The sequence below is a fragment of the Endozoicomonas gorgoniicola genome, from assembly GCF_025562715.2.
Lineage (GTDB): Bacteria > Pseudomonadota > Gammaproteobacteria > Pseudomonadales > Endozoicomonadaceae > Endozoicomonas_A > Endozoicomonas_A gorgoniicola.
Genome location: NZ_JAPFCC010000001.1, coordinates 3,120,713 through 3,136,625, shown reverse-complemented (window position 1 = coordinate 3,136,625; position 15,913 = coordinate 3,120,713). Strand labels below are relative to the sequence as shown.

The following is a 15,913-nucleotide window of genomic DNA, read 5'->3' as shown; positions in this document are numbered from 1 at the left end:
TTTTTGGTAATGCATTCTCAAAATGCGCTGTCAATTGATTTTGACATTGATCTTGACATTGATCCCCTTAATACATGCCAATGTCATCATCATATTCTCACGTACTCTTCTGATACTGACAGTTTTGAGTACGACGATTTTTGTCAATGTTGTTCGTATGAAGATGTTATTAAACAACTTAAAGAGGTAGTTAGTGCCTGTCCGAAAACCCTCAAGCCCTTGAAAAACACAGCCTGAGGCCAAATATAATACTCGAAGATTTTCCCAGACAGGCTGTTTTCGAGTTTATGCGTCAAACCATTAATCCACAAATGCAGTTGGGCGAGGTTGATATCTCCGCCATCACATTCAACCCCAAGTCCAGAGATGATATTCCCCGGCTTTTGCGGGGCTTGCAGCACATATGGGTTACACCTGATCTGAGAGAGCAGGTCTTTCAAGTTCTTGAAAGTATGATTCCTGCCAGCAGTAATAATGGTCGTCCCGGTATGGATCTCTGGAACATACTGGTGTTTGGCACCCTGCGGCTGGTCACTAACTGTGATTATGACCGTCTTCAGGAGCTGGCCAATGAACACGGCACGCTACGGAAAATGCTTGGGCACGGTCCTTACTGCACGCACTCTTATCATATCCAGACATTGCAGGATAATATCAGCCTGTTCACGCCCGAAATACTGGACCAGGTAAACCAGATTGTCGTGGCAGCAGGCCATCAACTGGTTAAAAAAAAGATGAGCCGCTATATGGCCGTGCCGATTCGTTTGTAGTCAAGACCGATGTTCATTTTCCCACAGACATCAGCCTGTTAAACGATGCCTGTCGTAAGGCTATTGAGTTTGCGTCCACCCTGGCTGGCCAGTACCAGTTACCAGCGTGGCGTCAGCGGGAATACCTGAAAAAACAGCATCGAAAGCGCTATCACAAGGTGCGGAATCTGAAACATTCCGTTGCTGCCTGCGAGTTTAAACAGCGGTCACGTCAGCACGATATTGAAACGGCACACCTTGAATACATTAAGTACAGTCTCGACATTATCCGCAAGGCAGAAAGCACAGCTGCCCTGGTAGAAAAAAGCGCCCCCGATGAGTCTGCGCTGGAGAATCTCAAATACTACATTGCCCACAGTCGTCACCAGATTAATCTGATTTATCGTCGGGTGATCGAGCATCAGCAGATTCCTCACAGCGACAAGGTGTTCTCGATTTTTGAACCCCACACAGAATGGATCAGCAAGGGTAAAGCCGGAGTTCCTGTAGAGTTGGGGTTGCGGGTATGCGTACTGCAAGACCAGTTTGGCTTCACGCTGAATCACCATGTGATGCAAAAGCAGACAGACGATCAGGTTGCAGTGCCTATCGCAAAAGGAGCAAAACAACGCTTTCCCATGCTGAGCCAGGTCAGTTATGACAAAGGGTTCTGGAGCCCCGCCAACCTTGAGGAACTTGATGGCTTTCTGGAACGAACCATTCTGCCGAAGAAAGGCAGGCTTTCCGCAGAAGACAAAAAACGAGAGCACCACCTTGAGTTTACCCGGGCAAAAAGAAAGCATTCCGCCGTAGAGTCTGACATTAATGCTCTGGAAGCCAATGGCCTCGATAAATGTCCGGACAAGGGCATTGATGCCTTCAAGCGCTATGTTGCCCTTGCGGTTGTGGGTGGCAACCTGAAGCGCTTGGGCAGGATTTTACAAGAACGGGATTTTTAGCCCTACTGACAGCAGTCTTTTGCCGTCCGAAATTTGATCATGGGTGCATGAGGGTTCTGCACGTTCGTAAAATGGCAGTTTTGGCTATTTTGCAAGCACTTTGATCAAGAAGTGCCCTATAAGCGAGACTCTGATAATGCTTGCGGAGCAGTTCTACTGTTTGATGAATGTCAGTGACTCAATTTTCATAGGTTTTCTGACAGGCACTAGTTAGACCCATTGTTAAAGATATGTTAGGTGCCCCGGGTACCGTCTCGGAAGAATCGTTACCCAGCAACACTACATGGAATCATCGTGTGGTGAACATATCTAATGGTAGATCTTTAGAATACAGGTTCATGGTTACTCAATCAGCCTATAAGGCAGTATTCTCGTTGCCAGACGACCTATTTCAGTTTGTCTATGCAGTGTACGGTGAAAGGGCGTTACCAGAAACTCAGGACGAAGCCGCTGTAGAGGAAGCCCCGGTTGAAGGTACTTTAGGCGAAGTTACGGATGAAAACCCTGTAGAGCCAACGACCAGTAATTTTGGAAATACGCCGGACACTTTGCCTGAGCTTAATCCCAGCTTGTGGGAGAGGCTGACTCATCCCTTTATTAACCTGCTTTTCCAGCAGAACAGCAGATAAAACTGGTTAATCTGGCAGTTTATGAATGGGTTAACACAGGGCTGAGCAATATGAGATCATAGCCGCTCGAACCAACGATACGGACTTTATGCGACTGATTATTGCTGAAAAGCCCAGCCTTGGGCGGGCGATTGCCGATGTGTTGCCAAAGCCTCACAAAAAACATGAAGGGTATATTGAGACTTCACAGGGCGATTATGTCACCTGGTGCGTCGGGCATCTGCTTGAACAGGCGGAACCTGACCAGTACGACCCTGCCTTTAAGCAGTGGAAACTGGAACACTTGCCGATTGTGCCTCAACAGTGGCAACTCAAGCCCCGTAAAGGCGTCAGTAAACAGCTGTCGGTGATTCGTAAACTGCTGAAAACCGCTGATACCATCGTCCACGCAGGCGACCCCGACCGTGAAGGGCAACTGCTGGTGGATGAGGTGCTGGATTACCTGAAGCTGTCTGCAACCCGCAAAAAACAGGTGCGGCGTCTGCTGGTGAATGATCTGAATGGTTCGGCGGTTAAGAAAGCCCTGCAGCGTTTGCAGGATAACAACAACTTTGTGCCTCTGTCGGTGTCGGCGCTGGCTCGATCCCGTGCTGACTGGCTGTACGGGATTAATCTGACCCGTGCCTATACGGTATTGGGCAGAAAATCGGGTCATAACGGTTTGTTGTCCATCGGACGGGTACAGACACCAGTACTTGGGCTGGTGGTTCAGCGGGACGAGGAACGTGAAAACTTTGTCGCAAAACCCTTTTACGATGTGTTTGCTCTACTGAATTCAGAAGACAATGTTCAGTTTCGTGCCAAGTGGCAGCCCAGCGAAGCCTGTCAGCGGTGGATGGACGAAGACGGCCGGGTTCTGGACCGGCGACTGGCTGAAAATGTTGCCGGACGTGTAAAAGGCAAGCCTGGTGAAATCAGTAAAGCCATGAATAAACAGGGTAAAGAGTCACCCCCTTTGCCTTATTCCTTGTCGTCTTTGCAGATTGATGCGGCTAAACAGTTGAAGATGAACGCGAAGGAAACCCTTGATGTCTGTCAGAAGCTTTATGAAAAAAAACTGGTGACCTATCCCCGGTCCGATTGTCGCTATCTGCCGGTTGAACACTGGCAGGAATCACCGGAAGTACTGGCAGCGATTCGCAGCAATGATGAGTCACTCAGCAAAGCCGTGGATCAGGCGCTGCCTGAACGGAAAAGCAAAGCCTGGAATGACAAAAAAGTGGGCGCTCATCACGCCATTATTCCCACCTCGCGAAGAACGGATCTGTTCAAACTGGATGCACGACAGCGGCAGCTTTACAGCCTGATTGCCCGTCAGTACGTTGCCCAGTTTTACGATGACCATCGTTTTACTTCCCGAAGGCTTGAAATCCTGATTGAAGGAGGGCTGTTTGTGGCGAAAAGCCGGCAGACGGTTCAGGAAGGCTGGAAGGTGCTTTTTGCCAGAAAGGGAAAAGAGCAGGCTTCTGACCCTTCGGGCGATGAACGCGAGGCAACCAATGAGTTTTTGCCGGACCTGAGTAAAGGCGATTCAGTACAGTGCATTGACGCTGAGATTAAAGACAAAATGACCCAGCCACCCAAAGCGTTTACGGATGCCACCTTATTGTCCGCCATGACGGGAATCGCGCGCTTTGTAAAAGACCCGGAGATTCGCAAGATTCTCAAGGAAACCGATGGTTTGGGAACCGAGGCGACGCGGGCAGGTATTATTGAGCTGCTTTTTAATCGCCAGTTTCTTACAAGGCAGGGCAAAGAGATTCATGCGACGGCAACCGGCAAGGCACTGATCAGGGCATTGCCCGATGCTGTTGGTCAACCGGATATGACGGCGCAGTGGGAATCAGCACTCAATGACATTGTTGAACGGAAAGGCTCTTATGCCGGATTTATGGGCAGCCTGGACGATAAACTGCGCAGTTTGCTGACGTTGGCGCTGAGTGAAGGGGGAGCTGATTTCAGCCAGCTTCCCCGCACTGAAGCTTCTTATCGGAAGAAATCATATCCGCGTAAAAACGGCTCACGACGTAGAAATTATAAAAAAAAGTGAATGCGTAATATATTGCCTGAGGAGTAAAGGTCAGTTTGCCCGTTAACTGCTACGGGTCACTATTTGCATGCTATCTTGAATACCCGTTGGCACGCTTAGGTTTTCTTCGTTATTCCAGCCTGAACAATACGTCAACGTCATTAAAATAATGAACTGGTGATTGGGTAGTCATAGTCGTATGAATGCAGCTAAGAGAGTGATGCCTGTCTACGTCAGGTACAGTTTTTTTATACTAAGACGTATCTTGTGGGTTTTGTTTTTGGGTTATGTTCCCTTTGCTTTTTCTGAGGCCCGGGTCGCAACAATCAAGGGACCTTTAAAGGTGCATTATGGTGAGGATGGCGACCCGGTCACATTGGAATATCGCCTTGAAGGGATGCTTCCTCACTGTTCTGCCAGTTCTTATTCTCCTCCTGAAGTTGAGTTGTACAAGTTAAGGAATCAGTTGATAGCCAGTTCACAAAAGGGAGGGGGGCTGGTGATTATGGAGGATCAGAATAAACTGCTTTCCCGCTGGGGGAACCAGACCATTTCTATGACGCTTCATGATATGAGCAATGAAAAGGAGGGTTTTTACCAGCTCCGTTTTCGTCAGTGCGACGGAACGGTTCTTGCTCACACAACGTTGGTGGAAAAAGCGGATAACACGTTTGATGAAACCCCTATGATACCGCTGGAAAATGACAAGGCTTTACCTTACCTGAAGTTTCCGGAGAATGTTCATTCGGTGCATCTGCGTTACCTGAATAACAAGGCTCTCGATTTACCTCCCGACACCACGAACCCCGTCCGGTTGGAAGATGGGGTAAAAGATATCTGGCTAAAGTATGAGCTGGACAGCTCAGAGCTGCCGGAAAGTCCCTACTGCACTGCGACCGGTTTCCTGTTTTATCAGCAGGAAAAGTCAGTAATGAGCGACCCGGTCACCGCTTTCGAGTTGGACGGACAGCTTGTTGATTACAAAAATGGCGAGCCGGGAAGCTATTTTCATGCCGATGCGTACTACATGAATGGCGGTCTGGCTTTCAAACTCCGGCTTGAAGGTAAGGTGAAAGCGCGGGATAGGATTTATCTGCGTGTACGACGGAGCGGCTGTGCTGACCAGGATAGTGAGTTTATTCATTTGTTAACTGATGATCAGCTCATGCCCTCAACGATTCATCCTACGGACGCTCATTCAACAAATGTCATATTGACAAGCGGAACCAGATACAGCTCAGGGCAATCTGAGCCAGACTATGAAACTCGTACACTGGCTCTTATAGTTGTTGTTATCGTTTTCGGATTGACGGCTGCCTGCGCCTGCAAATAATCCAGAATGGTACAGCACCCTGAAGCAAAATTGCCGTAAAGCCTCGATAGGCCGGGGGCAGTCACAGAATACTGTAGTGTATTTTTAAGACGCAGCCGGGCAGGTTGAAACTTTATTGTCTGTTAGCTGGCCGACCTTGAGAGTAAGTTTGAAGAGAGAGGAAGGGGTATAGAAGTTGATATTAACAAAAACTTTGAACAGCTTACCGAAGAGAGAAAGGAATTCTATTGTAGTCACACCCCTGCAAAGCAAGAGATATTAAGCCGGAATATTATTCTGTATTTAAAATCGAAGCCACACGTACTCCAGCGTTACCCGATTTTGAACGAAGTCATCAGGAGTTATGAATCTCATGGCAGCGGCGATAATTTTTACAACTTTTTGTCGAAAAAGGTAGCGGAGAGTGCCAACGGCCCTTTAGAAAAAGAGTATCGGAAATTACATTTCTATATCGAACAAGCTTTGGTCGCCAATCACTATCTATCTACAAGTGCTGGTTGTTTTTACAGCCTGACTAAGGAAATGCACGAAAATCCTCAATTTCAGTAAATACTTTGAATCGTAATTAACAACCAGTACTCACCTTCTAAAAGGTTGTAAGAGCTGTTACGCATGTAAGTCAATGAATTTGCATATCGTACTATGGTACATTGAATCTGCATTTTTATAAGGTTGACTGAATGAAACACGCTGCTACTGCTCTTGCTATTGGCTTAAGCTGTTACTCTGCACTGGCCACTGCCGGAGACAGCTACTCCTACACCTGCCTTCACGGTCGCGACACCCGTATCATTGACGTGATTTATCTGCAAAGAGAGTCTCCGGTTCCCTGTGAGGTACACTACACCAAAAAAGGCAGTATCGACAGTGAAGAGCTTCTCTGGAATGCCAGCTACACTATTGGTTTCTGTGAAGAAAAAGCAGAAAACTTTATGAAACAGCAGGAAGAGTGGGGTTGGGCCTGCCAGAAAAATGAGCCGGCAAAACCTGTACAGCTGCCAGAAGATTCAGAAATACCTGAGCCTGTGCAGTTACCGGTACTCTGAGCCAGAGTTGGGAAGCCTGTTAACAGGTTTCCTGTATTTGCCGTTAAAACGTCGATTCAGGCTTGATGCAATGGGAAGTGAACCTTAAACTTTCTGATAGATGAACTGGCTTCTTCCATGTACGAGAACGGCAGGTTTTCCAATGCTTCCAAGCATTCCACGTCAAGTCATAAAAAACTGTGTTCCCAATTCCATCACTGCGATACTGATTGAGCTGCGCACAAATTGGGGACATGACAATATTACCGATGACATGATCAAAAAATACCGGCGCTTTTTCTCCTTTTCCCGAACTTCGAACACAATGATCTCTAGTGCTATGCTGGAAGCTGGCGCTGAATGTATTTTTGTCAGTCCTGAGGGAGGTTCATTAATAGGACAATTGATTACACTAGAGGTCGATCTGGCTATAGCAATGCAATACTCAACCCACCATGCCTACCCGATTAAGCGAGACCGCTCAAAGGAAAACAGCTTTCTGGCAATCAATCAACGCGGAACACAATTAGGTAATCCTGTTTTTACTCCGCTAATTGATGTGCCTGAAGTTCACTTTTATCATATAAAACCCAAAGAACGTCATCTGACTGAGGAAGATGAAACTGAGGTGGCAAGATTGCTGCAAGAGTACGAAGTTGTATGATTCCAACCCGTTCTCCTGCATCAGAGTTTTATTAAAGCGCTGTTTTCATCGAGAGAACGCCAACGCTTTTCTTTCCAGTAAACGTACACATAACGTCATAATGCCGGTCAGCACCAGATAGATAATACCTGCCATCGTAAATACCGTGAGTGTGTCGTAAGTTCGTGCATTCAGGCGCGAGGCATACCCCATAAGATCCATCAGGGTGATGGTACTGGCCAGTGAAGACCCTTTCATAATCAGAATCATCTCGTTGCCATAAGCCGGCAGCGCCCGACGAACTGCATGGGGCAGAATCACTTTGTGCAGCGCCTGCCCCTTGGTCATGCCCAGGGCATAGCAGGCTTCCCACTCACCCGGAGCAACGTTATCAATTGCGCCTTTAAATAACTGGGTAGAATAGGCGGCACTGTTCAGCGCCAGGGCCAGTATGGCGCAAAACCAGGGTTCACTGAGTAGCGGCCAGAGGCGACTCTCTTTAAACAGGTCGAACTGGGCCGGGCCGTAGTAGATTAAAAAAATCTGAACCAGCAGGGGCGTACCGGTAAATAACAGTATTTGCAGCCTGACCAGTGAGTTCAGCACTTTTATTCGCAATGTCAGCACCAAAGTAAACAGCAGTGCCAGAGTGCAGCCGAGCAGCAGGCTGGCAAAGGTCAGCTCCAGAGTGGTTCCCAGTCCTTTCAATAGCTCAGGCAGATAAGAGAGCGCGGCGTCCATACTCATGCTTTTACCTCCCGGACATAGCGGCTGGAATGTTGTTTCATGCGATTTAACAGATTCTGGCTGAGCAGTGTGATAACCAGATAAATCAGTGCGGCAATGCAGTACCAGGTAAAGGACTCATAAGTCTGAATCGATATAAACTTTGCCTGTCGCAGGATATCGTTAATACCAATCAAAGAGACCAGTGCCGTATCCTTCAGCAGCACCAGCCACTGATTACCCAGTCCGGGCAGGGCATGGCGCCATGCCTGGGGGAGTACAATGCGAAAGAAAGCCCGGCGAGGGGGAATCCCCAGAGCCCTGGCTGCTTCTTTTTGTCCCCTTGCGACGGACAGCAATGCCCCCCTTAGAATCTGGCTGGCATAAGCCGAGTAGATTAACGACAGGGCAATGGTACCTGCAGTGAACGGACTCAGTTCAATGAACTGATCAGTCAGTAGAAAGAGCGCGTGTGTAAAACCAAAATAGACAAAGAAAATAATCAGTAGCTCTGGCAGACCTCGCACAATGGTAACGACAGAGGTCGTTAGCCAGGCTATGGGGCGAAAACGGGACAGTTCTCCCAGGGCAAACACCATGGCCAGAATCAGGCCTGCCCCCAGGGCTGACAGAGCTAGCCCCAGAGTCATCAGTGTTGCATCAAGAAACAGCCCGGAGTAGCGCGTAAACGCGTCGATGAGGGGAGATGCATCCATGAGTCTTGTCGCTATTCGGTTTACTTGGCTTCTGGAAAGTACTTGTCATGAATGGCCTGCCAGGTGCCATTTTTCTTCAGCGTGGTCAGGGCGTTGTCAATCCTGCCTTTCAGAGGGTCATTATGACGTACAGCAATACCATAGCCAACACCGAAATATTCTGCGTCAGTGATGGTTTTGCCAAGATGGCCGTAGTCACCTTTACCCCGTTCCAGCAGCCAGTCGTTGGCAACGGCTGTATCAGAGAACACGGCATCCACGCGACCGTTGGTCATGTCCAGGAAAGCGTTATGAATGGTTTCATAGGGGCGAATGGTCACACCCTGCTTTTCGAATTTGTCGACCATGTAAGTCTGGAAGGTTGAACCATTCTGCACACCGACGGCTTTGCCTTTCAGGTCATCCGGTGACTTGAACTGCTTGGCTTTAGCTGCCACAAAAGAAGCTGAGTTTTCAAAGTAAGGCGTGCTGAAATCTACCTGCTTCTGACGCGCCGGGGTAATATCCATACCGGCTATAACCGCGTCAAAACGACGGTATCTCAGACTTGGAATCAGGCTGTCAAAAGGCTGGTGATGAAATGTACACTCTGCTTTTATTTCTGTACAGATGGCCTTTGCAAGATCAATGTCAAAGCCGGTCAGCTCATTATTTTCGTCCAGAAACTCAAAAGGAGGATAAGTGGGTTCGGTGCCAAAACGGATGGTTTCAGCGGCCTGAACCTGCAAGCTTCCCAGAGCTAATGCACAAGTGGTCACGGCGATGGTATATAATTTTTTCATTCGATACCCCTGTTTTTGGTATAACTCGTGTTATCGGTATAACTCATCCTGAAGCCGGTCAGGCTTCTGACTTAATGTTCCAGAAATGCCTTGAATGCAGCAGTTTCCGGTTGGGAGAAGTGACTGGCAGGACCGTCTTCAACAATGTGTCCGTCTTCCAGATAGATCACACGGCTGGCGACTTTTTTGGCAAATTCAACCTCGTGGGTTACAACAACAATTGTTATGCCGGAGTCGCTTAATTCTTTTATGATATCCACCACCTGGTTAGTGATGGCCGGGTCAAGGGCTGCTGTGGGTTCATCAAACAGCAGGATCTCCGGTGACAGCATCAAAGCCCGGGCGATAGCAACCCGCTGCTGCTGACCTCCGGACAGAGATGAAGGCCAGGCTTCAGCCTTGTCCCGCAGCCCCATACGCTGCAGCAGTTCATGAGCCTGTTTAACTGCCTGCTCTTTTGGAACACCCTGGACAACAGGGGCTTCTATCAGGTTCTGCAGTACAGTCATGTGTGGCCAGAGGTTATATTGCTGGAATACCATGCCGACTTTTTTTCTCAGGCTGCACGCCTGTAACTTCAGTTGTTGATCGGCCCTGCCGTGGAACTGAAACGACATACCGGCAATTTCCATAGAACCGGTGTCCGGGGTTTCCAGCAGATTCAGCATTCGTAGCAAAGTGCTTTTCCCTGCTCCACTGGCACCCAGGAGAATCGTTGTCTCTCCTTTGGGAATGGAAAAGCTGATCTCTTTCAGAACTTCAGAAGAACCGAATGATTTACTGAGGCTTTGTACTTCAATGCCCATTGCCTTTAGGTTTCTTTGATTATGAGTGTTGGTAGATTCTCTTATACTACGGTGCTTGAAATCAAGCCTCATTTGAATAATTATTCAATTGCTTCGGTTTTTTATATAGAAGCAGTTTTTGGAAAAGATTGTGGAATAGTTTTTAGAAATAGTTTTTAGAAATAGTTTTTAGGAATAGTTATTCAGGAATAATATGCCCAGTAAAAAACAGGAAGACCTTGTAAAAGCTTTTCGACAGTTACTGAAAGACGAGAGCTGTGGTTCCCAGAGCCAGATTGTCAGTGTACTTCAGGAACAGGGCTTTGATAATATCAGCCAGTCAAAAGTATCAAGGATGCTGAGCCGTCACGGAGCTGTCAGGGCTCGCAATGCCCGTAACGATCTCGTGTACTGTCTGCCACCGGAAATGGGCAAGCTGGATGCCAATATTTCTGTTCGCGACCTGGTCGAGGAAGTGGTCAGTAATGGTACTCTGATTGTTATCAAAACCAGTCCGGGGGCGGCGCAAATGGTGGCCCGGTTGTTGGACTCCATCAGCCGTGCCGAAGGTATTCTGGGGTGTGTGGCCGGTGATGACACCATTTTTGTTGCGCCTGCTGATGTGAAGGAAATCACCGTTATTCAGGACAGTATTGAAGAACTGTTTCTTTGAAGACTGTATACAAGAATACGAATGTTGTCGTTCATTTCAGTACATGAACGACAACATTTGCTTACCCGTCAGGTAAATAATAAAAAAAACGGTACATGAGGCAAAACCTGAATTTTTCATCTAACCTTCAGCGGCATGGTTACTTTGTCACCTTAGGACTTCACCCTTTCGGTCTGAATACGTAGTTACATATTTTGGTGGTTTCCGTGTGTTCAATGCAGTTTTTTTGGTAATTACAGAAGAATTGATAATGAAAAACACGTTCAGGCAAAAGCGAATACTGACCACTGTCTGCTGCTTTATCTGCACCTGTACGGCAATCTTTCTGCCGCAGCCGGTTAGCGCAACACCTGACCTTCATAATTTATTCTTTCGATCTGATATATTGCCGGGCGACTATGAAGACCTTATCGATTTAGTCACACTCCCCGAAAGCAAGGATAAAAAACAAAACCTGCTTTCGTACCCGCTGCCTCAAAGGGTGGATAGCTTTGCCGTATATCCTGTGTGGACTAATGACCAACCCAGCACATCCGGGGAGGTGTCTGAAGGGGCTGGCGCAACAGCCGACGGCTCAGATAGCTATAGAGCATTTCTGCTTGAGCAGACAAGGTCGATTGAGATTGAATTTTTCAGACAGCACTTCAGTGCCCTTCTATTAAAGCTTGAAAATTCTGAAGACGGGCTACAGCTTCACCTTCAAGGTCTGGAAGCAAACTATCTGGAAGACATTCTGATTATTTATCTGATAAACCTCTCCTCAAACGAGGAGCGAATGGAGCGGCTTAAGAGCTTTTTACAATTATCGCCCGAATCATATGATCGTTTTTTTAAAGCACTGATTTATTCTCCGGATTTTACTGATAATTGCCTACCTGCCCTGCCAGAAGAGGTAAATGCTCAACTATCCGATCTTAACGAATCTGCCCGAATCCGCTTGAGAATGGTTTTAGCCCTTATTCAATGGAGTGAGGGAGATGCTGCGACACAAGGCAGTGATTATTTCTCAATACTGAGTTCAGGTCAGCTACCCGACACGCAGCCCCCACAGAGGTCAGTTATCCTGAGTCTGTCGGACTTCCGGGATAGTGCAAATTTCACCCGGATAAGCAAAAAGCGATCGCTAGGCAGAACTCTGCGAATGGCGCGCTCCGAACAGTCAAAACTATCTGGAACCCCTGAAGGTTATTATCAGGGATATTTATCTTTTATCATAAACTCAAGCATGGGATCTTATGAGGAGCTAATTGTTAATTTGCAGTCAATTTTTATAGGGGTGCTGGGCTTCAGTCATCCGCTGAGAGATGAACATGGGTTATTTTACACGCCATCAAGCCGATGGCTTGATCCGGCGGTCCATCACCTCAGGGAGCTTACCGGTGGCAATCCCGTGGGTCTTGAAGTCGGTGCAGGAAGTGGTTCCCTGTCTCACTTTTTAAATCAGCATTACCAGATTCCAATGACTGCAACGGATGCTTTCAGCAGCTATCGGGAAGTTACAGAGAGAACCGGGGAGCCTCTGCGGTACCACACTGTTACCAGGGCAACGGCCTCACAGGCAGTCAGGACTGATGATAGTCAGGCTAACTTTCTGGTTTTAAGCTGGCCTGCTCCTGACTACGTCGAAACGCAGTGCAGCTGGGACTTTGTCAGTTTGAACCTGGGGGTTGATACCGACAGGATAGGGGAGGGCTTGCTAAATCAAATCAACAGCCCATCCGATGAATCCAGGCTTTATCGGGATTGTGAACGCTTTTCTTTCTCTTTTTGGGCGGCTGTCATTGCATGGAATAACCGAGGTCCCATCCTGTTCATCGGAGAACCCTGGAACGAAAGATGCAGCATGACAGCAAGGAATTTGTTGAGGGAATATCTGGCAGACAATTTTGATGCCATCAGTTTAAGGGACTTTTATCAGTCCCCGCCATTTGCTAATGACTACCCGGTCTTGTACATCCCTAAAAGCACTAAACCTGATTAACCCATTCACTACCGCAAAACTTTTCGTTCAAGCTTGATTCAGGTCAAAAAAACCATAAAAGACAGTAGGTTCCGTATTGTCTTTTCGTTTTGCCGCAAGGTAATTTATAAAAGCGCATATCGCTTTGCCTGTTGCGCCGAAAATCCCGACCATTTAAAGACCTGAATTCAAGTCATAAGTGCATAACCCATGACTTTTCTTGCATCTATTCCAGTTGACTCTTTAAATGCCTCATAAGGAGTCTTGTAGCCCAGGCACTTTCTTGGCCTGTTGTTCAGCTTATCCACTGCAATGATGACATCTTTTTCTGTCACGCCATTAAGCTCCATCGACTTGGGGAAATACTGCCTTAGCAAACCATTAGCATTCTCATTCTGGCCTCTTTCCCAAGAATGGTAGGGGGCAGCAAAGTAGCTGTCACATTTTAAAGCTTTGGCAATTGATTCATGCTGAACAAACTCCTTTCCATTGTCGTATGTTATTGTCTTTACAAACCTTTTCAGAGGCTTGAGTACGTCAATTATTCCCTGTTTAACCGCTTTTGCCTTCTTGCCTGGTAGAGGGACAGCAAGGCGAAGCTTGGTTTTTCGTTCATCTAATGTAGCGATGGCTCCTTTATGATTTTTACCTATTACAGTATCAGCTTCCCAGTCACCAACTCGCTCTCTGTTGTTGACCACTTCGGGGCGTTCTTCAATGCCAACCCGATTTGGTATACCGGTTCGGTTATGAGCTGAACCGTATCGCTTTCGATAAGTTTTTTTCTGGTGCCTCAAGTGCTTATAGAGCGAGCCTCCGCGCCGTTTATCATCCGCTACAAATTGATAAATCGTCTCATGATGCAGCTTGATTACACCGTCCTTTTCAAGCCTTCCAGCCACTTGTTCAGGACTCCAATCTGAACGGATATCGTTTGAAATACGTTGTTTAATGTCGTCTGTCAGCTTAATAGCTTTTGGCTTATCTTTGTGCCGCTGCCGAGCTGTGCGATTAGCCTGTTGGTGCCTGTACCCTCTTTGCCCTTTATTGCGGTTTACTTCTCGCGACACGGTAGGCTGTGAACGGCCAAGCTTTTTAGCAATTTTGTTTTGTGAAGTCCCATTTTTGAGTTCAGTTTCGATATAATATCTCTCTTCAGAGCTCAGGTGTGTATAGGCCATCCTTGGCTTCCTCTGTATGGTTTGGTTGCTTTACAGAATACCCCTGAGTTCTGATTCACTTCAAAGGTTCTGAAACAATCCTCTGGTTACAGAGGTTATGCACTTATGATACGAATTCAGGAGAATCAAAAAGCCTGAATTCAGGAAGTGGAACAAAAGGAATAACAATGAAGAGAAAGCTCAGGGTAGCTATTGCCTCGTGCGCGGCAATGCTGTTGGCTGCCTGCAGTAGCCCCCAGGATACCGCAGGAGTGAAGGATACGGTTGTCGTGGCTCAGGGAGCCGACGCCAAAACGCTGGACCCACACACCACCAACGATCAGCCTTCCTCAAGGGTGATGATTCAAATTTACAGCCAGCTGGTTGAAACCGACGCTGACATGAATATCGTGCCGGGACTGGCGGAAACCTGGGAACAGGTTGACGACAGGACTGTACTGTTTCATCTGCGAAAAGGCGTAAAATTTCACAACGGCGAGGAGCTGAAAGCTTCGGATGTGAAATTTACTTTTGATCGCATGCTGGCATCGCCAATGGTGGCGCACATCGTTGATGCGATTGATTCCGTAGCGGTAGTGGATGACTACAGCGTTACAGTAAAAACCAAAGCGCCATTCGGCCCACTGTTGTATCACCTGAGCCACAGCGCTGCGTCCATTGTCAATGAAAAGGCCGTCACTGAAGCGGGTGATAGCTACGGACAGCATCCGGTAGGCACCGGTCCTTATGAGTTTGTCAGCTGGGCTGTAGGCGACAGTGTGACTCTGAAAGCCTTTGATGATTACTACGGTGGCAAGCAGGACATTGCTAACGCTGTCTTCCGCAACATCGCTGAGGGTACAAACCGCGCCATTGCACTGGAAACCGGCGAGGTCGATATTTCTTACGATATTGAGCCCATTGATAAAGCCACTGTCAGCGAACATAAAAAACTGTCTCTGGTTGAGGACAGAGATCTGTCAATGACCTATCTCGGCTTAAACGTTAACAAGGCTCCGTACGACAATGTTAAGGTACGTCAGGCTGTCGCCTATGCCATTAATACTGCGGACATCATTGACGCGGTAATGATGGGTTCTGCTGTGCCGACAAACTCGCCGATCAGTGATCGTGTTTTTGGTCACAGTAAGAAGGCCAGGCATTATGAGCAGGACTATGCAAAGGCTCGCCAGCTGCTGAAAGAAGCAGGCTACGAAGACGGTTTCAGTACCTCCATCTGGGTCAGTGATAACCCGGTTCGGGTGCAGATCGCCCAGGTGATTCAGGCGCAGTTACGTGAGATAGGCATCCGTATGTCCATCGAAGTTCTGGAGTGGGGTGCGTTTCTGGACGGCACCGCCCGGGGCGAGCATGACAGCTTTATTCTGGGCTGGGGCACCGTGACCGGTGATGCGGATTATGGCCTGTATGCCCTGTTTGATTCCCATACCCACGGCAGTGCGGGCAACCGTTCTTTCTACAGCAACCCTGAAGTCGACGCCCTGCTTGAGGCGGCAAGAGTTTCAAGTGATATGGATGAGCGCAAAAAGCTGTATAGCGACATTCAGGTTATCCTGCAGGAAGAACTGCCAACCATCTCCCTTTTCAGTAAATTCCAGAATGCCGGAATACAGAAAAACGTGAAGGGTTTTGAACTGGCACCTGCTGGCCATCACAAACTCCGCGGCGTTCATTTTGAAGGCTGATCTGTCCTGACCTCCGGCAGGCATAACGCCTGTCGGAA

15 protein-coding genes are annotated in these 15,913 nt (G+C 47.8%); 10 read left to right on the top strand and 5 right to left on the bottom strand.

The window, feature by feature from the left end:
* The first annotated feature begins 287 nt into the window (after nt 1-287).
* The 7 genes from NX722_RS14500 (at nt 288) to NX722_RS14470 (ending at nt 7,388) form a co-directional block, all read left to right on the top strand.
* Nucleotides 288-1,708 (top strand): ISNCY family transposase gene (locus NX722_RS14500; RefSeq protein ID WP_262563791.1). Its coding sequence is split into 2 segments (ribosomal slippage): nt 288-732 and nt 732-1,708, totalling 1,422 coding nucleotides; the frame shifts between segments, so codons are not numbered across the junction.
* A gap of 338 nt (nt 1,709-2,046) precedes the next feature.
* Nucleotides 2,047-2,337 (top strand): hypothetical protein, encoded by a 291-nt coding sequence (locus NX722_RS14495; protein ID WP_262568588.1) that lies wholly within the window; start codon nt 2,047-2,049, stop codon nt 2,335-2,337.
* An 88-nt stretch (nt 2,338-2,425) separates the two neighbouring features.
* Complete coding sequence (locus NX722_RS14490; protein ID WP_262568587.1) at nt 2,426-4,387, top strand: DNA topoisomerase III; 1,962 nt, start codon at nt 2,426-2,428, stop codon at nt 4,385-4,387.
* Between the two features lie 322 nt (nt 4,388-4,709).
* Complete coding sequence (locus NX722_RS14485) at nt 4,710-5,699, top strand: immunoglobulin domain-containing family protein (RefSeq protein WP_262568586.1); 990 nt, start codon at nt 4,710-4,712, stop codon at nt 5,697-5,699.
* A gap of 321 nt (nt 5,700-6,020) precedes the next feature.
* Nucleotides 6,021-6,248, top strand: coding sequence for a hypothetical protein (locus NX722_RS14480; RefSeq protein WP_262568585.1), 228 nt, complete (start codon nt 6,021-6,023; stop codon nt 6,246-6,248).
* Nucleotides 6,249-6,379: 131 nt separating this feature from the next.
* Nucleotides 6,380-6,745 (top strand): hypothetical protein, encoded by a 366-nt coding sequence (locus NX722_RS14475; RefSeq protein WP_262568584.1) that lies wholly within the window; start codon nt 6,380-6,382, stop codon nt 6,743-6,745.
* 142 nt (nt 6,746-6,887) lie between these two features.
* A complete protein-coding gene (locus tag NX722_RS14470; protein WP_262568583.1) occupies nt 6,888-7,388 on the top strand; it encodes a hypothetical protein in 501 nt (166 codons plus the stop codon).
* A 45-nt stretch (nt 7,389-7,433) separates the two neighbouring features.
* Here the strand turns inward: NX722_RS14470 and artM are convergent, their stop codons facing one another.
* The 4 genes from artM to NX722_RS14450 form a co-directional block, all read right to left on the bottom strand.
* Nucleotides 7,434-8,114: an arginine ABC transporter permease ArtM gene (artM, locus tag NX722_RS14465; RefSeq protein WP_262568582.1), complete on the bottom strand. Its 681-nt coding sequence runs from the start codon at nt 8,112-8,114 to the stop codon at nt 7,434-7,436.
* Nucleotides 8,111-8,809 (bottom strand): arginine ABC transporter permease ArtQ, encoded by a 699-nt coding sequence (gene artQ, locus NX722_RS14460; protein ID WP_262568581.1) that lies wholly within the window; start codon nt 8,807-8,809, stop codon nt 8,111-8,113. Before artQ ends, artM begins: the two co-directional genes overlap by 4 nt.
* A gap of 20 nt (nt 8,810-8,829) precedes the next feature.
* A complete protein-coding gene (locus NX722_RS14455; RefSeq protein WP_262568580.1) occupies nt 8,830-9,591 on the bottom strand; it encodes a lysine/arginine/ornithine ABC transporter substrate-binding protein in 762 nt (253 codons plus the stop codon).
* Nucleotides 9,592-9,662: 71 nt separating this feature from the next.
* Entirely contained in the window at nt 9,663-10,397 is a 735-nt protein-coding gene (locus NX722_RS14450) for an ATP-binding cassette domain-containing protein (protein ID WP_262568579.1), read from the bottom strand.
* Between the two features lie 193 nt (nt 10,398-10,590).
* Here NX722_RS14450 and argR point away from each other — a divergent pair, with 193 nt between their 5' ends.
* Nucleotides 10,591-11,049: a transcriptional regulator ArgR gene (gene argR / locus NX722_RS14445; RefSeq protein ID WP_262568578.1), complete on the top strand. Its 459-nt coding sequence runs from the start codon at nt 10,591-10,593 to the stop codon at nt 11,047-11,049.
* A 250-nt stretch (nt 11,050-11,299) separates the two neighbouring features.
* Entirely contained in the window at nt 11,300-13,030 is a 1,731-nt protein-coding gene (locus NX722_RS14440; RefSeq protein ID WP_262568577.1) for a hypothetical protein, read from the top strand.
* A gap of 167 nt (nt 13,031-13,197) precedes the next feature.
* Here the strand turns inward: NX722_RS14440 and NX722_RS14435 are convergent, their stop codons facing one another.
* Nucleotides 13,198-14,190, bottom strand: coding sequence for an IS30 family transposase (locus NX722_RS14435; RefSeq protein WP_262563592.1), 993 nt, complete (start codon nt 14,188-14,190; stop codon nt 13,198-13,200).
* Nucleotides 14,191-14,357: 167 nt separating this feature from the next.
* Here NX722_RS14435 and NX722_RS14430 point away from each other — a divergent pair, with 167 nt between their 5' ends.
* Nucleotides 14,358-15,875 carry a glutathione ABC transporter substrate-binding protein gene (locus tag NX722_RS14430; protein ID WP_262568576.1) on the top strand — a complete coding sequence of 506 codons (1,518 nt, stop codon included), beginning with the start codon at nt 14,358-14,360 and terminating at the stop codon, nt 15,873-15,875.
* Nucleotides 15,876-15,913: the final 38 nt, after the last annotated feature.

Coding starts and splice junctions, on each gene's coding strand:
- NX722_RS14495 (WP_262568588.1), top strand. CDS start 2,047: ATGGTTACTCAATCAGCCTATAAGGCAGTATTCTCGTTGCCAGACGAC.
- NX722_RS14475 (WP_262568584.1), top strand. CDS start 6,380: ATGAAACACGCTGCTACTGCTCTTGCTATTGGCTTAAGCTGTTACTCT.
- NX722_RS14435 (WP_262563592.1), bottom strand. CDS start 14,190: ATGGCCTATACACACCTGAGCTCTGAAGAGAGATATTATATCGAAACT.
- artM (WP_262568582.1), bottom strand. CDS start 8,114: ATGAGTATGGACGCCGCGCTCTCTTATCTGCCTGAGCTATTGAAAGGA.
- NX722_RS14440 (WP_262568577.1), top strand. CDS start 11,300: ATGAAAAACACGTTCAGGCAAAAGCGAATACTGACCACTGTCTGCTGC.
- argR (WP_262568578.1), top strand. CDS start 10,591: ATGCCCAGTAAAAAACAGGAAGACCTTGTAAAAGCTTTTCGACAGTTA.
- NX722_RS14450 (WP_262568579.1), bottom strand. CDS start 10,397: ATGGGCATTGAAGTACAAAGCCTCAGTAAATCATTCGGTTCTTCTGAA.
- NX722_RS14470 (WP_262568583.1), top strand. CDS start 6,888: ATGCTTCCAAGCATTCCACGTCAAGTCATAAAAAACTGTGTTCCCAAT.
- NX722_RS14455 (WP_262568580.1), bottom strand. CDS start 9,591: ATGAAAAAATTATATACCATCGCCGTGACCACTTGTGCATTAGCTCTG.
- NX722_RS14490 (WP_262568587.1), top strand. CDS start 2,426: ATGCGACTGATTATTGCTGAAAAGCCCAGCCTTGGGCGGGCGATTGCC.
- artQ (WP_262568581.1), bottom strand. CDS start 8,809: ATGGATGCATCTCCCCTCATCGACGCGTTTACGCGCTACTCCGGGCTG.
- NX722_RS14430 (WP_262568576.1), top strand. CDS start 14,358: ATGAAGAGAAAGCTCAGGGTAGCTATTGCCTCGTGCGCGGCAATGCTG.